Origin of the sequence: Hymenobacter rubidus (assembly GCF_016734815.1) — a bacterium.
In the GTDB taxonomy this organism is placed as follows: Bacteria; Bacteroidota; Bacteroidia; order Cytophagales; family Hymenobacteraceae; genus Hymenobacter; species Hymenobacter rubidus.
In genome coordinates, this window is sequence record NZ_JAERQF010000033.1 from 1 (window position 1) to 16,980 (window position 16,980).

General features: G+C 60.4%; 12 protein-coding genes and 1 pseudogene. 2 read left to right on the forward strand and 11 right to left on the reverse strand.

Going from position 1 to position 16,980, the window contains the following annotated elements:
- A pseudogene (locus JKL48_RS18400) lies at positions 1-398 on the reverse strand (NADP-dependent malic enzyme); the annotation flags it as partial.
- A gap of 630 nt (positions 399-1,028) precedes the next feature.
- On the opposite strand from JKL48_RS18400, the gene JKL48_RS18405 reads away from it, so the two are divergent.
- A complete protein-coding gene (locus JKL48_RS18405) occupies positions 1,029-2,654 on the forward strand; it encodes a T9SS type A sorting domain-containing protein (protein ID WP_201985895.1) in 1,626 nt (541 codons plus the stop codon).
- A 259-nt stretch (positions 2,655-2,913) separates the two neighbouring features.
- On the opposite strand, the gene JKL48_RS18410 is transcribed toward JKL48_RS18405, so the two are convergent.
- From JKL48_RS18410 to JKL48_RS23640, 4 genes are all read right to left on the reverse strand, one after another.
- On the reverse strand, positions 2,914-5,085 hold the full coding sequence (locus JKL48_RS18410; RefSeq protein ID WP_201985896.1) for a lytic transglycosylase domain-containing protein: 2,172 nt from the start codon (positions 5,083-5,085) through the stop codon (positions 2,914-2,916).
- Positions 5,086-5,292: 207 nt separating this feature from the next.
- The gene (gene gatA, locus JKL48_RS18415; RefSeq protein WP_201985897.1) at positions 5,293-6,723 is read right to left on the reverse strand and encodes an Asp-tRNA(Asn)/Glu-tRNA(Gln) amidotransferase subunit GatA; all 1,431 of its coding nucleotides are present in this window, start codon (positions 6,721-6,723) and stop codon (positions 5,293-5,295) included.
- A gap of 32 nt (positions 6,724-6,755) precedes the next feature.
- Positions 6,756-7,253 carry a Sec-independent protein translocase subunit TatA/TatB gene (locus JKL48_RS23635; protein ID WP_201985898.1) on the reverse strand — a complete coding sequence of 166 codons (498 nt, stop codon included), beginning with the start codon at positions 7,251-7,253 and terminating at the stop codon, positions 6,756-6,758.
- 13 nt (positions 7,254-7,266) lie between these two features.
- Positions 7,267-7,662: a Sec-independent protein translocase subunit TatA/TatB gene (locus JKL48_RS23640; RefSeq protein ID WP_317191968.1), complete on the reverse strand. Its 396-nt coding sequence runs from the start codon at positions 7,660-7,662 to the stop codon at positions 7,267-7,269.
- A gap of 276 nt (positions 7,663-7,938) precedes the next feature.
- Here JKL48_RS23640 and JKL48_RS18430 point away from each other — a divergent pair, with 276 nt between their 5' ends.
- A complete protein-coding gene (locus JKL48_RS18430) occupies positions 7,939-8,883 on the forward strand; it encodes a LytTR family transcriptional regulator DNA-binding domain-containing protein (protein ID WP_201985899.1) in 945 nt (314 codons plus the stop codon).
- Between the two features lie 437 nt (positions 8,884-9,320).
- Here JKL48_RS18430 and JKL48_RS18435 read toward each other — a convergent pair whose 3' ends face one another.
- The 6 genes from JKL48_RS18435 to JKL48_RS18460 all read right to left on the reverse strand — a co-directional run bounded on the left by JKL48_RS18435 (position 9,321) and on the right by JKL48_RS18460 (position 16,918).
- On the reverse strand, positions 9,321-10,778 hold the full coding sequence (locus JKL48_RS18435) for a murein hydrolase activator EnvC family protein (RefSeq protein ID WP_236668899.1): 1,458 nt from the start codon (positions 10,776-10,778) through the stop codon (positions 9,321-9,323).
- Positions 10,779-10,937: 159 nt separating this feature from the next.
- Positions 10,938-11,657, reverse strand: coding sequence for a DUF4292 domain-containing protein (locus tag JKL48_RS18440; RefSeq protein ID WP_201985900.1), 720 nt, complete (start codon positions 11,655-11,657; stop codon positions 10,938-10,940).
- Between the two features lie 184 nt (positions 11,658-11,841).
- Complete coding sequence (locus JKL48_RS18445) at positions 11,842-13,662, reverse strand: tetratricopeptide repeat protein (RefSeq protein WP_236668900.1); 1,821 nt, start codon at positions 13,660-13,662, stop codon at positions 11,842-11,844.
- A 113-nt stretch (positions 13,663-13,775) separates the two neighbouring features.
- Entirely contained in the window at positions 13,776-14,786 is a 1,011-nt protein-coding gene (locus JKL48_RS18450) for a sugar phosphate nucleotidyltransferase (RefSeq protein ID WP_201985902.1), read from the reverse strand.
- A 128-nt stretch (positions 14,787-14,914) separates the two neighbouring features.
- Positions 14,915-15,352, reverse strand: a complete 438-nt coding sequence (gene dut, locus JKL48_RS18455) for a dUTP diphosphatase (RefSeq protein ID WP_201985903.1) — start codon at positions 15,350-15,352, stop codon at positions 14,915-14,917.
- Between the two features lie 66 nt (positions 15,353-15,418).
- Entirely contained in the window at positions 15,419-16,918 is a 1,500-nt protein-coding gene (locus JKL48_RS18460; protein WP_201985904.1) for a lipopolysaccharide biosynthesis protein, read from the reverse strand.
- Positions 16,919-16,980 lie beyond the last annotated feature (62 nt).

The following is a 16,980-nucleotide window of genomic DNA, read 5'->3' on the forward strand; positions in this document are numbered from 1 at the left end:
ATGCCGCCGAAGGTGGGCTCGAGCGCCTTCACGATGCGGATAAACTCGTCCGGGTCGTTCGCGTCAATCTCAATATCGAAGCAGTCGATGCCGGCGAATTTCTTGAACAATACGCCCTTGCCTTCCATCACCGGCTTGCTGGCCGCCGGGCCGATGTTGCCCAGCCCCAGCACCGCCGTGCCGTTGGAGATGACGGCCACCAGGTTGCCCTTGGCCGTGTACTTGTACACGTCGTCGGGGTTGGCGGCAATGGCTTTGCAGGGCTCGGCCACGCCGGGCGAGTAGGCCAGCGCCAAATCGAGTTGGGTACTGACGGGCTTGGTGGGCACCACCTCAATCTTGCCCGCCGGCTCCTGCGAATGGTAATTCAGCGCGTCCTGTTGGTTGATTTTTAGCATCGGGAATTCTTCAGAAATGGAAACGGCCGCGCGGGGCAGCGCGGCCGTGTAGGGCGAAATTAGCGCCAAAAGCGCGGTAAAGCCGGGTTTATTGACTTTTTGCTCAATATCATCACCCAGGCTCCCGGCAAAGTAGCGCCGCCTCTACAATATGAGGTTTGCGATTCCCGACATAAAACAGCCTCAACGCTTGCAAAAGCTGCACTGTAGCGCTTCGCTAAGCCGGCGCATTTTACACACTGCTGGTGTCACCGCTCTTACTTTAAATATACGCGCTATTCACCAAGGCATGATTATTGGTAGGCTAGCTACCACACAATTATCTACCATGCAGAACATTACTCCTCTATTCCCCTGCTTACGCCGGCTTAATCACCTGCCGCTGATTCAATCGCCCACAAGTAGTAACGCTTAGCCGCTATGCGTGCCCACCTATTCCTATTGCTCTTCGTGCTAGGCATAAGCAGCAACGCCCAGCCCACTTTAGTCTGGCAAAACTACATTCGGGGCGGAACGCAAAGCACCGACTATCCTTATCGGATTCTTCGACTTAGTTCCAGTCGGTTAGCCATAATTGGTGCGCGTTGGTATGATGACCCACCTGTTGCAGGCCGTTTGCAATACGGTACAATGCCCTCGGTATGGTTTGTGAATAATACCGGCGACTCCATCGGCAATAAATCCATCACCCTGCGCGATTTTCGCTACGGTTCGTGGTACACCGATGGCAAACGCTTGCCGAATTCGGACTTATTATTGGTGGGACACGGCGACAGCAGCCGTACGTTGACCAGCAAGCCCTTTCAATTTATTGAACGGGCCGATACGCTCGGCAATGTGCGCTGGCGGCGCTTTCTTCCGCTAACAGGGCCCTTCACTCCGTTGAGTGTATCACCGGTTGTGATACCCTTGTCGGACGGAGGCGCATTGATTTCGTTGGCTGACTGTTTCATGCCCGGCAGTACCCGCAGCAGTCCCATTCCGATTGCCACACTGATAAGACTGGATTCCACTGGCAACGTCGTCTACTCACGCCGCTACGGCCAGCCTTACGGCGCACTATTCGCCATGCAGCCCAGCCGCGATGGCTCCTATGTGCTGGCGGGCTACCAATGGCGGGCGGCCCCCAACCAAGCCTACCGCGCCGATGGCTGGGTCCTGCATGTTAACGGTCTCACCGGCGACACCATTAGTTCACGCTATTTCACCAGTCCAGGACGGTTCGATGACAGTTTCTATGACGTTAAAGCTGCCCCGAACAACGAGGTGCAGTTAGCTGGCAAATACAACGGGCAAGGCTGGCTACTGCGCTTAGACAGCTTGAACAATATGAAGTGGCAACACACCGAACCGCCCTTATTGAGCACTTCTTCCGCCCAATTTGACTTCACTTATCTGCTGGCGAATGGGCAAGTATTGGTAATCGGTTCACGCGGGAGCAGCGTCCCCTACCAAAGCAATTACTTGGCCAGCTACGTCCCTCCTTCGGTCGGCAGCCCCGTCGGCACACCTGCCACTGCCAGTTGGCAACGCCAATATGGGCATGCCGGCACCGAACGTTGCGCTTGGCTTGACCCTAACGGCAACCTCACCTTAGCGGGATGGTTTGACCCCACCGCGCCCCCCGCCCCGCCGAACCCCAATATCGGCGGGCAGGACATTGTCCTTTCCCGCTACGCCAGTGCCGGCGTGCCCTTCGTGCCCGACCTGTGCCGCACGCCGCCCCAGGCGGTGTTTGGCTACACGGCCACGGCCGGTGGCGACAGCCTACGCTTCGTGAGCCTCTCCACCGCCGGCCCGCGCTACGCCCAGCTGCTGCGCTGGCGCTGGGACTTCGGCGACGGCACTTACTACGATGGGCCCACCCCGCCGCCCCACCGCTACGCCGTGGGCACGGGTGCCGGCACCGCCGTGCGCCTCACCGTGACCAACAACCTGGGCTGCGCCAGCACGCAGGTGGTCTATCCCTTTGCTTTGGCCACGGCCGCCCAGCGCGCCTTGCAGGCCCGGCTGGCCCTCTACCCCAACCCCACGGCCGGCAGTGCCACGCTGGAGGTGCCGGGCTGGGCCGGCACTGCTGCCGTTCCGGTCGAAATCACCAATGCCCTAGGGCAGGTGGTGCTGCGCCAGCAGGTGCGCCCGCAACAGGGCACGCTGCGCGCCGTGCTCGATGTGGCGGGCCTGGCCCCCGGCGTGTACGCCGTGCGCCTGACTTCCTCGGCCGGCCCCGTAGTGGGGCGGCTGGTGCGCGAATGAGCCGGCGCGAAAAGCACGTCCAATAATAGAAAAAGCACTTCATGCTGCGACAATCGTAGCGTGAGGTGCTTTTTCTATGTAGTCATGCGGAAATATCCGCGCAGTAAAAGGCCGTTACGCTGAGTTGTTCCAAGCATTTCTACTGCTTCGGCTGGCTCCCCTCTCTTTCGGAGAGGGGCCGGGGGTGAGGCGCCACGTTCAACGAAGCGGTAGAGATGCTTCGACCAGCTCAGCATGACGTTCAACACGATTCCATTGTTTACCCCTGCGGTACCAGCAACTTCTGCCCCAGCTTCACCTCGTCCGACGCGAGGTGGTTGAGCTCCCGCAAAGTCTGCACACTCACCCCAAAGCGGCGCGAAATGTTGAACAGCGTATCGCCGGGTTGCACCAGATGCACTTTGGGCGTTTCCAGCGGCTTATCCACCTTTGGGCGAGTGGTGGCGATGCTCCGAGTAGCAGCTCTGGATGCCGGCTGAGTTGGTTCTGTTGTGGTGGCAGCCTCCAGAGGTCCGCGCAACAGCAGGCGCTGGCCGGGCACGACGGTTTCCGATTCCAGCTTGTTCCAGGCCACCAATTGGGCCACACTCACGCCGTGCTCACGGGCCAGCTTGGTCAGGTATTCGCCCTTGCGCACGATGTAGGTGGCGCTACCATCAGGTTCTTTGGCTGAAGTTGAGATGGGTTCAGTGGCCTGCTCTACTGCTACTTCGGCCACTGCCGGAGCTTTTGCTTCCGTTCGCTTTGCTTCAGCCGCCTCAGCTTGAGCCAAGCGACGGGCAGCGGCGCGAGCCTGCACTTCGGCAGCCGCCTGCTGAATGGCCTGCCGCTGCCGCACGGCTACCAGCCGCGCCTCCTGCATTTTTTCCTGACGGGTCAGCTCCTGAATGCGGGCCACTTCGCGGGCATTGGCTTCGGCTTGTTCCTTGCGGGCGGCCGCTTCTTCCGCCGATATTACCGGCCGCACGGTGGCTACTACCGTTTCGGCAGAAGCCGTTTCAGCTGCCGGCGCGGAGTGGCGCGGAGCAGCCACGGCCGGCAGGGGCACAAATATCACCAGCTCCCGGCCCGGTTTGAGCGCCCGGCCTTTGGGTAGCTCGTTCCAGCGGCGCAGCTGGCTTTGGCTCACCTCAAATCGTTCGGCCAGACTGGCCAGGGTTTCACCCCGCTTCACTTTGTGCGGTACGCGACGGAAGCGGGGCGCCGCGGCTTCGTTGTCGGCGCGGGGGCCTTCGGTAGCGGCCAGCAGCTCGCGGCTCACCCACGGCTCCACGCCTTCGAGGCGGGGCGGCAGCGGGGTTATGGGGCGGGGCAACTCACTGGCAGGCTGGCAAAACGTGAGCAGCGTGGTTCGGTCAACATCCCCCAAGTGCACCGCCGCTGCGGCCGGAAACCGCACCACATACGGCCGGTAGCCGGCTGGCAGCGCGGCCCGCCGCAGCTCCGGGTTGAAGCGTGTGAGATACAAAGAGTCATCGTAGCCGCAGGCCCGGCTCAGGCGGCGCAGGTCGAAGGCGTAGCCGCGCAGGTTCAGCGTGTCCATGGCCTCGGCGTATTGATAGTGCAGGGTGGAGGTGCGCAGGCCGTGGGCCTCGGCGTACTTCATGCTGTACATAATGGCCGTGAAGGTGGGCACGTAGTTGCGCGTTTCGGCCGGCATGTGCGGGTACAGGTCCCAGAAGGTTTTTTTGCCGGTGCGACGCATCACGCGCTGCACACTGCCCGCCCCCCAATTGTAGGCCGCCAGCACCAGCTCCCAATCATGAAAGATGCCGTAGAGGTACTTCAGGTGCTTGCAGGCGGCTTCGGTAGCCTTTTCGGGGGCCATTCGCTCGTCTATCCACTCGTCGCGCTTCAGGCGCAGGTCACCGGCCGTGGGGCCCATAAACTGCCACAGCCCCGTGGCGCCTACCGGAGATTTCGCCGTTGGAATCAGGGCCGATTCCACTACGGCCAGGTACTTCAAATCGGTGGGCAGGTTGTACTGCGCCAGGTATTTCTCGAAAATGGGGAAATAGAAGTTCTCGCGTTCCAGCACGCGCTGCATATAGCTTCGGTTGCGGGCCGTGAACAGCGTCACGTAGGCCATCACCGAGTTGTTGAACTGGTGCGGCACGTCGGTTTCAATGCAGCCCACCCGGTCGCATACCAGGTCGCGCAGCGTGGGTGGGGTCCGCAGCCACTCCAGCCGCGCCGAATCGACGGGCGCAGTGGGCACGGCCACCAGCGAATCGGGCTGCAATTCCAGCCGCACCCGCACGGTATCGCCCAATAGCGCTGGCATGGTGGAAATCACGCGGCCGGCCGAATCCAGCTGGGGTACCTGCTGGGCCTGGCTTTTGAGCGTTGGTACCAGCAGCCCAAGCAGCGCCACCCCCAGCCACCGCTGGGAGTACGTGAGAGATTTTACGCGCTTAATCCCTTGCTTCATAGCACTAAGATAGGGCAGATATAAAGAACTTGTAGAGATGAATTGAAAAAAGTTGATACGCAGCCCGCTTAACATTGGTCGGGGCCACAAACGAAAAATGCCCCGACTATTAAGCCGAGGCATTGATACTTACTTCGTTCCGGCGCTAATCATTGGCCCCTGACTTGCGGTTTTGCTCCGCACAGGAATCCTGCAACTGCACCATTATCAGGCCACTACTTCCTCCGTGAGCGTACTGGCGAAAGCCAGCAAATCCGCTTCGCGGAAGGCGCCGGCCATCACCTGCAAGCCGATGGGCAGACCAGTGGCATCCTCTCCAACCGGCACCGAAATGGCCGGCACGCCCGCCAGCGAGGCCTGCACCGTGAAAATATCGGCCAAGTACATGGAAACGGGGTCCAGCTTCTCCCCTATTTTAAAGGCCGTGGTGGGCGTGGTGGGCAGCACCAGGAAATCGTACTGACGCAGCAGCTCATCGGTTTTGTCCTTGATGAGCCGGCGTACGCGCTGGGCCTTGGTGTAATACGCGTCGTAATAGTTGGCGCTGAGCACGAAGGTGCCGAGCAGAATGCGACGCTGAACTTCGGCTCCAAAGCCCTGAGCTCGGCTCTTTTTGTAGAGCGACTCCAAATCCGTGGCATCCGGGGCGCGGTAGCCGTACTTCACCCCGTCGAAGCGGCCCAGGTTGGAGCTGGCCTCGGCGGTGGTGAGGATGTAGTAGGTCGGAATCATGTAGTCGAGGTAGTGGAAATCCACGGGCTCTACTACGTGGCCCTGGCCGCGCAGAAGGTCCAACTGCGTTTCCATGGCCGCTTTGATTTCCGGATTCAGGCCCTCGTTATCAATGGCATCGGCAATGTAGCCGATGCGGTAGTGCGCGGCGGGCGCGAGCAACTGGCTGTACGCCGGCACTTCGCGCTGGCTGGCGGTGCTGTCCATGCCATCGGGCCCGGCCATGATTTCGGTCAGGAGCGCGGCATCGGCCACGGAGCGGGTGATGGGCCCAATCTGGTCAAACGACGACGCAAACGCCACCAGCCCGTAGCGCGAAATGCGCGAGTAGGTCGGCTTGAAGCCCACCACCCCGCAAAACGCCGCCGGCTGGCGCACCGAGCCGCCCGTATCGGAGCCAATAGACGCCAGGCACATATCGGCCTGCACGGCCACGGCCGAGCCGCCCGACGAGCCACCCGGCACCCGGCTGGTGTCGGCCGCATTACGAGCCGGACCGAAATAAGAACTCTCGTTCGAGCCGCCCATGGCAAACTCGTCGCAGTTCTGGCGGCCAATGATGATGGCGTCGGCATCGAGCAAGCGCTGCACGGCCGTGCCGGTATACAGCGACTTAAAGCCGTCCAGCATCAGGCTGCTGCTTTGCAGCGAATGGCCGGCATAGGCCAGCACATCCTTGATGCCAATGACCATGCCGGCCAGTGGCCCGGCCGTGCCGGCCGCCAGTTTGGCGTCCACGGCGTCGGCCTGGGCACGGGCCTCGTCGGGCCACACCTCCAGAAAAGCGTTGAGGGTGGGGTTCTGGCGCTCGATGTTGCCCAGGTAATACTCAACGAGCTGGCGGCAGGACGTGGTGCCCGCCGCCAGCTCGCTACGAACTTCGGATAAAGACTGAAAACGCTTCAAACTACTTGCAGATTAGGTGACCGAAACGGGACTTACGCGTCGGGAGATGCGGGAATATACGGCTGGCGGGGCTGCGTGCCCTCGGGGGCCAGATTGGGCGGCAGGGCCGGCGCTACGAAAGGCGCATCGGCCGTGGGCAGCGTGGGCTCGGCATGAGCTGTGGTAACAGCCGCGGCGGCAGGTGTGGCCCAAGGGTCGAAACCGGAGCCCGGCTCGGCAGCAGCAGCTTCCGGAGCCGTAGGCAGCGGGGCCGGGTACTGGTTTTGCGGGCCGTAGTTGGGGTTGGGCTGCTGGGGCACGTAATTCGGATTGGGCTGCTGCTGGGCATAGCCCTGGTTGGGCTGGCCGGCCTGCTCGAACTCGCGGCGAATTTCGGTGCTGGCGTCCTTGAACTCGCGGATGCCCTTGCCCAGGCCACGCGCCAACTCAGGGATTTTATTGGCCCCGAAGAACATCAGGATGACGACCATAATGAGCAGCAACTCAGAGCCGCCAATGTCGCCTAAAAACAGAATGAGAGGAGTTTGCATGGTTCGGATGCGCTTACTGACGCGGTTGGTTGTTGGGGTCGTTGGGGTTGAAAACAGGAGGTGCCGGCTGCTGGTAGCCCGGCTGCGGAGCCCCCTGGGGATAACCCTGCTGGGGTGGGTAGCCGCCCTGCTGGGGGTAGCCCGGTTGCGGGGGCTGCTGCGGGTAGCCCGGCTGCGGGTAGCCTTGCGGCGGGTACTGCTGCTGATAGGGCGGGGCGGGCTGGTCGCGGTACTGGGGCTGTTGGTCTTCCGGCTTGGCGGTGGCATCTTTAAACTCGCGCACGCCCTGGCCCATGCCGCGGAATAGCTCAGGAATTCGCTTGGCTCCGAATAGCAAAATGATGACAAACAGAATAAGCAGAATTTCGGTCGTGCCGAAGCTGCCGATTAGGAACAAAGAATGGAGCATGAAGCGGTGGGCGCCTGGGCCCGGTTGGGGTGATAAAGGAGGATATACGCAGCCGGGCGTCCTTTGGAGTATCAAAGATACCCGATAGTCCTGTTTTGCGGATGAAGCCTGCTTTCTTGCAGGTAAATCGTCCCTGTTTACCGGGCAAGAACAGGGGTTGAACGGATTGCATTTCCCGGCGCTGGCCCCAGGACTTAGCTTTGCTAAGCTTTTCACTCCGAGCCTACTCCATGAAAATGGTTTAGTGCCAACAATTAATTTTCTTCTGCCCTCCCTGTGAAATCATCCAAGCGCACTGCCCCACCCGAAGATGCCCTACGCCAAGTAAACGAACCGGAGCGGTTGGAGTCTCTTTACAGCTACCATGTTCTTGACACCGACCCAGAGCCGGCGCTCAACGACTTGGTGCAACTCTCGGCGTTCATCTGCGGCACGCCCATGTCGATGGTTTCGCTGATTGACAGCGAGCGGCAGTGGTTTAAGGCCAAAGTAGGCATTAGCACCCGCCAGACGCCCCGCGAATATGCCTTTTGCCAGGACGCCATGCGGGCCAGCGACGTGTACGAAGTGCCCGATGCCACTGCCGATAACCGCTACGCCGAAAACCCCTTGGTGACCGGCGACCCGCACATCCGCTTCTACGCTGGGGCGCCGCTGCTCACGCCCGAAGGCCTGCCCCTCGGCACCCTTTGCGCCCTCGACACCGTGCCGCGCCAGCTCACTTCTGACCAGCGCGAAGCCCTGCGGGTGCTGGCCCGCCAGGTAATGGCGCACCTCGAACTGCGCCGCACCCGCCTGCAGCTCGAAGACGAGCGGCAAAAGATGGAAGGGGTGCTGCGCATGGCCAACAGCTCGGGCGAGGCGCTGTATGCCAACAACCGCAACGAGATTTTTGTAAAGCAGGACCAGCGCTTGGTCCGCGTGGCCACCGCCGATTTGCAGTACGTAGAAGCATTGGGCGACTACGTGAACCTGTACACCATCCGCGAGCGCCTCACGGTGTACGGCACCATGAAAGACCTGGAAACCAAGCTGCCCGGCCGCGATTTTGCCCGCGTGCACCGCAAATACATTGTGCGCCTCGACCGCATTGTGGCCATTGAAGCCGACGCCGCCCTGCTCGATAGCAGCATGGCCGGTGCCCAGGGTCGCACGCCGGTGCGGGTGCCCATCGGCAGTTCCTACAAATCAGGATTGCTCGGCCGCCTGAACCTGGTATAGGTCCGGCCTGCTTTGCGCCCCGCCAGAGCCAACGTTCGCCGGGTGCTGCTGGCTGTTCGCCGAAATATCCGGCAAAGGCCCTCGCCCAATTAGCATCTTTGAAGTGGTTATCGGTTGCAGCTGGCTTTAGCCGCTCCTGCCGACAGCTAAGTTTGTTTTCATAGCTCAGAAAGACCCGCGCCTTTGGTTCGGGTTTTTTTTTGCCCGAGTATTTGTAACCGGCGAAGCTGATGAGGCCGTCTGCAGAAGCTGTAGAACGTCATGCTGAGCGTAGTCGAAGCATCTCTACCGTGCAAGTAACTATTTACTGCTGCACGCGAGATGCTTCGACTCCGCTCAGCATGACCGTTTTGGTTAACTCAAACAGCTTTTTAGAGATACTTCAATTTCGCTCAGCATGATTGCCTTTCAAGGTACGGCACTGCTACCGCCCCCTCCTACTTATGCCCCAGCCAGTTTTCCGGGTTGAGGTTGGCTGAGTTGTGCCACACCTGGAACTGCACCTCGGAGGTGCCTTCGGTGTCGGTGGCCACGGTGCCGATGACTTCGCGGGCACTCACGCGCTGGCCTTCGTGCACGTTCACGGAGCGGAGCTTGGCATACACCGTGAAGAAGTCACCGTGCTTAATCATGACGATGGTGTTCATGCCCGCGATGCTGGCAATCTTGTCTACGCGGCCATCGAAGCAAGAGCGCACGGCCTCGCCCTCGCCGGTCTGAATGTCGACGCCCCGGTTTTCGACGGTCACGTTTTTCAGCACCGGGTGCGGGTGGCGGCCAAAATGCTGGCTGATGAAGCCGCGGCTCACCGGCCAGGGCAAGTGGCCACGGTTGCCGGAGAAGGCCGAGGAAGCCAAGGCCGTTTCGGGCGTGAGGGCGATGCGCACGGCACGGCGGTCGGCCGCGGCTTCGGCGGCCGTTTCGGGGGCATCGGTTTCGGGGTTTGCGCTGGGGTCGTCGTTGCCGGCCGTTTCGGTGGCACCGTTTTCAGGGCCGCGGCGCGGCCGGGCCGGGCCGGCACCACCCGCCACATTGCGTGCCGCGGCGGCCCGGCGTGCGTCGCGGGCGGCGGCCAGGGCGGCTTCGCGACGGGCCGCCAGGCGGGCGGCGCGGGCGGCCCGCGCTATTTCTTCGCGCACCCGCTCGGCAATGAGGTTGTCGAGGCGGTTCATGGCTTGGCGGCGCTCCTCCAACTCCTGGCGCAGGCCCTGCTCCTGCTGGCTGAGCTGCTGCACCATCTCATCCTCTTTCGACTTGAGCGTGAGCAGGTTTTTATTTTCGTTCAACTGCGTGTTCAGCAGGCTGCTTTTGCGCTTTTGCTGCTCCGTGAGGCCCGAAAGCTGCTGGTGCAACCGGTACTGCGTGCCCATGATGCGGGCGGCCTGCCGCTGCCGCTCCTCGGTGTATTGGCGGATGTAGCGCAGCCGCAGCGCGAATTGGTTGAACGACTCCGAGGCAAATAAAAACATCAGCCGGTTGAAGCCGTTGGCCGTTTTGGAGGCTGTGTAGAGCAGGCGAGCGTATTCGGCTTTGAGCTGCCGCAGGGTTTGCTGGGTTTGCAGCACTTGGGTGGCCGTCTGGTGCACGTTGGTTTCGATGCCGTGCAGCTGGGTCGAAATGCCCTGGATGACCTGCTTTTTCTCCGTCAGCTTTTCGGTGATGACGTGCAGCTGGCCCAGGCTCACTTTTTTCTTTTCCTGGGTCTGGTTCAGGGCTTGGCTGGCTTGCTGAATCTGGCGCAGGTTGTTTTGGCGCTCACGCTCCAGTTGGGCTTTGCTCTTGGAGCTGCTGGCGGCAGCGGGCCGGCGGGTACGGGGCGCTGGTTTGGCCGTGTTTTTTTTAGCCGGTTGCTTTTTATGGCGCTGCTGGGCCGCAACGGGACTCAGCAGGCTCAAGCCGAACAAGAGAAAACCCAGGCAAACCAGCAACTGGCCCAGTCCGCGCCCTGCAAGCGCTTGGGAGCACGCGCCTGTGCCGCTCTTAGCCGTTCGTACCTGCTTCTCCAACGTGCGCTTTTACTTTGTTAAAATCAAAATTTGGGAGTCCGCAATCGGCTACTGCTTCATGCGCTTGTAGCCTTTGGGCACCGCAAAAGGGAAGGCCAGCCGCTCGCGGCCCACGTTCACCTTGCTGTAGTTGATGGCCGCCGTGACCACACCCGCTGCCGGCTGCTGCGCCTGAATAAAGGTGGAATGGGCGAATGGCACCGTAGGCTGTTCGTCAAGCACTTTGAAATCGGTGTAATCCACAGTCAAGTTGCGCTGGGTGGCTTCGTCGCTCACCTTCAGCTGCTGCACGCGGCCGGTGCCGGCTTGGAGCAACCGCTCTACCAGCACGCCGGCCAGCGGGTAGCTCACGCGCTGACGCCCGGCTTCTTCCACCGCAATTTTGGGTGTGATGCCGATAGGCGCGGGCAGGTAGTCGCCCAAAAGCAGGGCCTGCATCTGGGCGAAGGTGACGGGCACATTCAGCAGCTTGCTGAGGTAGTCGTAGCCGCCGGTGAAGTAGGTTTTTTCCAGCTTGTTGATTACCCGTACCGAATCGGGAGTGAGCACGGCGCGGACGCCTTCAATGCCCACCAGCCCGGCCGTGACCCAGATAATGCTGTCGCGCCGCATCCGCAGGGCAATGTTGGCGCTCTGCTTGTTGCCCTTCATGTTGATTTGCGCCTTGCCTTTGGCGTTCATGAACAAAAAGGCGGTGTTGGTGGCGTGCACCGCCGGCTCGGCCACGGAAACCGAAGTGCCGGGCCCTTTGGTAGACGTAGTGGGCACGGCCTTGCGGGCGCAGCTTGTTGCAATGAGCAATGCGCAATGCGCAATGAGCAATGTCCCCAGCTTGGCTACGCGGACAGAGGCGAGGCGGACGGGGACTTTGTGACAACGCCCGGTGGCGGCGACCGGAACCAAGTAGTCGTTATTACTCACTGTTAATTGTTCATTGTTCATTGAAGCAAGATTATTCATATAGCTTGTGTTCTTTCAGTTTGCGCTCCAGCTGGTCGGAAGTACCACCGATTTTGTGGGCGCGCTGCCATTCGGCCTCGGCTTTGGTTTTGTCGCCGAGCTGGTACAGGATGTCGCCGTAGTGTTCGATTATGGAGCCGTCTTTGGTGGTTTGCGCGGCTTTTTCCAGCGTGGATTTGGCGCCAGCGTAGTCCTTCATCTTATAGAGCACCCAGGCATACGTATCGAGGTAGGTGTCATTTTCGGGAAACTGCTTTATCACCTTGCCCGACATCTGCTTGGCCTTGTCCAGCTTTTCGCCGCGCAACGACAGGAAGTAACTGTAGTTGTTCAGCACCTGCACGTTGTTGGGGTCGCTCACCAGCGCGGCTTCGTAGGCGGCGTCCGACTTGTCGTACTGGTGCAGCTCGTGGTAGGCATCGCCCAGCTGCGCATCAAACTGGCCCAGCAGCTCGGTGTTGTTCACCACCAGCTTGCGGCCATGCTCCAGGGCTTTCACGCCCTTCGTGGGCTGCTTTTTCAGAATGTGGGCCACGCCGTTGTAAAACCACAGCGAGGCTTGGTTGGGGAATAGCTCCAGGGCCCGGTCGGTGTGCACGAGCAACGAATCGGTCTGGTTCAGCTCAGCGTCAATCAGCACCACCTGCTGCCAGATTTGAAACTTGGAATTGTCGTAGCGCAGGGCTTGCAGATAGGTGTTGCGGGCCTCTTTCTTGTGGTCGGTCAGGGTTTGGATGTCGCCGGCCACAGCGTAGGATTTGGCGTCCTTGGGGTATGTTTTGATGGTGGCCACGGCCAGGTCCCGGGCCATCTGGTTCACCGATTCTTTGGGGTTCGGCAGCTGCTTGATGTACCCCACCAGAATCCGTACCCGCGCATCAATGTCCAGCGCCGGGCTGGCGAAAGCCTGCTTCAGCTCCTGGTCCGACTGCTCGGGCTGGTTCTGCTGGCGATACACTTCGGCCAGAATCATGTGGGCCTGGGGGTTGTCGGGGTCGAGGCGCAGGGCCTGCTGAGCCACGCGCACGGCATCGGGCAAGCGGTTGTTGCTGGCGTACATCTCGGCCTGGGCCAGCACGTAGCGGGCCTCCGTCGGGTTGGCTTTGATGAGCTTGTCGCCCTCGGCCAGCGCCAAATCCAGCTTGTTCTGCTTGAGGAAAATCTGCTGCTTCTTGAAGGAAATTTCATCTACCTGCCCAAACTCTTTCTCGGCCTGGTCGAGGGTGGTCAGGGCTTCGGGGAGCTTGTTTTGGGCCAGGTACAAATCCGCCAGATTGAACAAGTAGTTGCCCGAGTTGGGCACTTCCTTGATGAGGCTGGCGTAGGTTTTGGTGGCGCCGTCGTATTGCTTCTGGCTGGCCTGAATCTGGGCCAACAGCAGGTAGTAATAGGCGTTATGAGGGTCGAGACGGATGGACGCCTCCGAGTAATTAGTAGCGTCGCGCAGGTTGCCGCTCAGCAGGTTAGCCTCGGCTATCTTGTAGTTGATGGCGGCGTTATCGGGACTGAGGGCGTAGGCGCGCAGCAGGTTTTCCAGGCCCTTGGTGTAGTCCTCCAGCATCACATACTTCACGCCTTCCACGAACAGGGCCTCGCTCTGCTCCCGCTCGCGCTCCGTGAGCACCGGGGCCGTGGGGCGTTTGGCGCGCGCCTCGGCCACTTTCTTCTCCAATTCGTGCTGCTCTTTTTCCAGGGCCCGCTGCTGCTTGCGCGTCAGCTTCGCCGGCGGCACCACGGTGCCGTCGGTAGACTGTGCGTAGCTCGTTGCCGCCAGCCCCAACCAAAACAACAGAATAAGAGCAACTTGACGCATACAAAAGAACGCCGGACCCATGGCCCGGCCCACGAAATTACGGGTATAATAACCAACGACGCGGCCCCCGGCAGAGGGTCGCGTCGCTAGTAACGTATTTAGGTGTTAAAATGTCACACGCGGAGCTGGTTATAATCGCCGAGGCTCAGGTCGTCGGGCGTGCCCACCACCGAGGCGAAGTTGCCAATCATGGAATTGGTGATGACGGCGTTGAGCACCGTGGCCGACTGCTGCACGATGGAGTTCGACAGGCGCGAGTCGCGCACGTTGGCGTGGTCGCCTACCGACACGTGCGGCCCCACCACCGAATCGGTGATAATGGCGTTTTCGCCGATGTACACCGGCTCCAGCAGCACCGAATTTGTGATTTTGGCCGACTCGGCTACCAGCGACTCGCCGCGCTCCTGCAGGTATTCGAGGTAGCGCTTGTTGGTGAATACCGTGGCGTCCTTGTTGCCGCAGTCCAGCCATTCGGTCACTCGGCCGGGCACGAAAACAGTGCCCTTGTTTTTCATGTTCTCCAGGGCATTGGTGAGCTGGTACTCGCCTTTGTCCTTGATGTCGTTGTCGAGCAGGTATTGCAACTCGCTGCGCAAGTACTCACCGTCCTGGAAGTAGTAGATGCCGATGATGGCCAGGTCCGAAACGAATTCCTGCGGCTTCTCCACAAACTCGGTAATCTGGCCCTGCTCGTTCAGCTTCACCACGCCAAAGGGGCGCGGGTCGTCCACTTTCTGCACCCAGATGGTGCCGGGCACTGAGGAATCCAAGGTAAAATCGGCCTTAAATAAGGTATCGGCAAAAGCCACTACCAGCGGGCCGGTCAGGCTTTCCTTGGCGCACAATATGGCGTGAGCGGTGCCCAGCGGCTCGTCCTGGTACACAATGGTACCCTTGGCGCCCACCGATTCGGCAATTTTCACGAGGCTTTTTTCTACCGCCTCGCCAAAGCGGCCGATGATGAAGGCCACCTCGTCCACGGGTTCGCCGCACACCTTGGCAATGTCCTCCACGAGGCGCTGCACTATGGGCTTGCCGGCAATGGGAATGAGCGGCTTGGGAACGGTGAGGGTGTGGGGGCGCATGCGCTTGCCCATGCCGGCCATCGGGACAATGATTTTCATGTGAGGAGAAGTAGTCAGATGTTGGGGGTCAGTTTTGCAGATTTTATAGGCTTAGCTTCGGCACGGAGCCGGTTGCCGTTTGGTGCCCCGAAGCTAGGGCCTGACCACGGACAACCAATTGCCGGATATTAGCTTTTTCCTGTACTTCCATACCCACCGGCGCCGCGTTGGGTTTCGCTCAGGGTTTCAACCGGCTGCCACGTAATGGTTTCGTGCTTCGCAACTATCAGTTGGGCAATGCGTTCGCCGTCGTTTACCACAAATGGCTCGTTGGATAAATTTACCAGCAGCACCCGGATTTCGCCCCGGTAGTCGGCATCAATAGTTCCCGGACTGTTCACGATGCCGATGCCGTGCTTCACGGCCAGCCCGCTACGGGGCCGCACCTGGGCCTCATACCCCACCGGAATTTCCATGCTCAGCCCGGTCGGAATCAATTGTCGTTCCAACGGCCCGAGTGTGACGGGACCCTCCGGCAAATGGGCCCGCAAATCGAGGCCGGCGGCGTGGGGAGTCTGGTATTCGGGAAGGGGATGGTTGGAATGGTTGAGAACGGGGATGTGCATAAAGAAAGGGCTGCCGCGAACGGTGCCATAAAGATAGGAACGGTACTATACCAGCCAACAGGAGTATTATGCCACGGCCGCAGCAGCGCGGGGCCGCTCCACCAGATACAGCGCTGCCAGGAATACCAGCGTCAGCCCAGCGTGCCAGGCGTGCCGCAGCCACCAGTCGGCTACCGGCACCCACCAGCCCAGCGCCACCAGCGCCGTGGCAAACAGCAGCCACAGGCCCAGCCGCACCGCCGGGTAGGGCACCGGAAAGTGCCGCTCGCCCAGCCGCCAGCACAGCATGGCCATGGTGAAATAACAGGCCAGCGTGGCCCAAGCGCATCCCATGTAGCCGAGCAACGGAATTAGCAGCAGGTTGAGCGCAACGGTTAGCACCGCTCCGCCCAGCCCAATGTAAGTGCCGTAATAGGTTCTATCCGTGAGCTTGTACCAAACCGACAGGTTGTAATAAACGCCCAGAAACAGGTTGGCCATCAATAGAATGGGCACCACGCCCAGTCCCTGCCGGAACTGCAGTCCCAGCATCTGGCCAAAATCTTCCAGGTTCAGGCTGATGAACACGAAAATGAGCGCGCAACATATCGTAAACCACTTCAGAACCAGTGCAAAGGTGGCGGGTGAGTTTTTCTGCGTGCTTTGCGCGAAGAAGAAGGGCTCGGCCGCGTAGCGAAACGCCTGAATAACCAGCGACATGAAAATACTCAGCTTGTAGCAGGCCCCGTATACCCCAACCGCCGCCTCGTTGCTCATTCCCGGATAAAAGCCTGCTGGCAGCCAGTATTTCAGCACAATACGGTCCAGCACCTCGTTCACCATGCCCGCCAGGCCCATAAACATCAGCGGGTAGGCATACTTCAGCAGGGGCCGCAACACGGCCCACTCCGGCCACCGGAACTGAAAGCCAAACAGCTCCCGCGCCAGCAGCGGCACATATAAGGCATTGGCTATCAGATTGACGAGAAATACGTAGCCAACGCCCAGCGTTGGGTCGTACAATGCTTCAACCAACGGGCGCAAAAAAGGCAGCATTTTGCCCGCCAGCACATCGGGACACAGCTTAATAAAGAACAGGTTCAGCCCCACGTTCACCCCAATGTTCAACAGCCGCACCGTGGCAAATTTGCGGGCCTTGTTTTCGAGCCGCAGCCGGGCAAACGGCAAGGCCACCACCGCATCAAGCCCCAGAATGATTGCCAGCCAAACGATGTACTGCGATTGGTCGGGGTAGTGCAACAGCGTCGCCAGCGGCCGCGCCAATAGCGCCAACACCCCGCTTAGTACCACGCTGGTAAGCACCAACAGGCTCAACACCCGGTCGTAGAGCATTTTTTGGTCGGCCCCTGCTTGGTTGGCAAAGCGGAAATACGCCGTTTCGATGCCGTACGTGAACACGATATTCAAGAAGGCTACGTAGGCATACAGCTCCGTAACGATGCCGTATTCGGCCCGCCCGAATACCCGCGTGTACACCGGCACCAGCAAGTACGTGAGCACCCGGCCCACAATGCTGCTCACGCCATACACGGCCGTTTGCGACGCTAGTCTTTTCGCTACACTCATTCTTGGATAATGAAGAATGAGGAATGAAGAATGAGGAACTGTGAACAGACGCGCATGGTCAA

Coding starts and splice junctions, on each gene's coding strand:
- JKL48_RS18405 (WP_201985895.1), top strand. CDS start 1,029: ATGCCCTCGGTATGGTTTGTGAATAATACCGGCGACTCCATCGGCAAT.
- JKL48_RS18410 (WP_201985896.1), bottom strand. CDS start 5,085: ATGAAGCAAGGGATTAAGCGCGTAAAATCTCTCACGTACTCCCAGCGG.
- JKL48_RS23635 (WP_201985898.1), bottom strand. CDS start 7,253: ATGCAAACTCCTCTCATTCTGTTTTTAGGCGACATTGGCGGCTCTGAG.
- JKL48_RS23640 (WP_317191968.1), bottom strand. CDS start 7,662: ATGCTCCATTCTTTGTTCCTAATCGGCAGCTTCGGCACGACCGAAATT.
- JKL48_RS18445 (WP_236668900.1), bottom strand. CDS start 13,662: ATGCGTCAAGTTGCTCTTATTCTGTTGTTTTGGTTGGGGCTGGCGGCA.
- JKL48_RS18450 (WP_201985902.1), bottom strand. CDS start 14,786: ATGAAAATCATTGTCCCGATGGCCGGCATGGGCAAGCGCATGCGCCCC.
- dut (WP_201985903.1), bottom strand. CDS start 15,352: ATGCACATCCCCGTTCTCAACCATTCCAACCATCCCCTTCCCGAATAC.
- JKL48_RS18460 (WP_201985904.1), bottom strand. CDS start 16,918: ATGAGTGTAGCGAAAAGACTAGCGTCGCAAACGGCCGTGTATGGCGTG.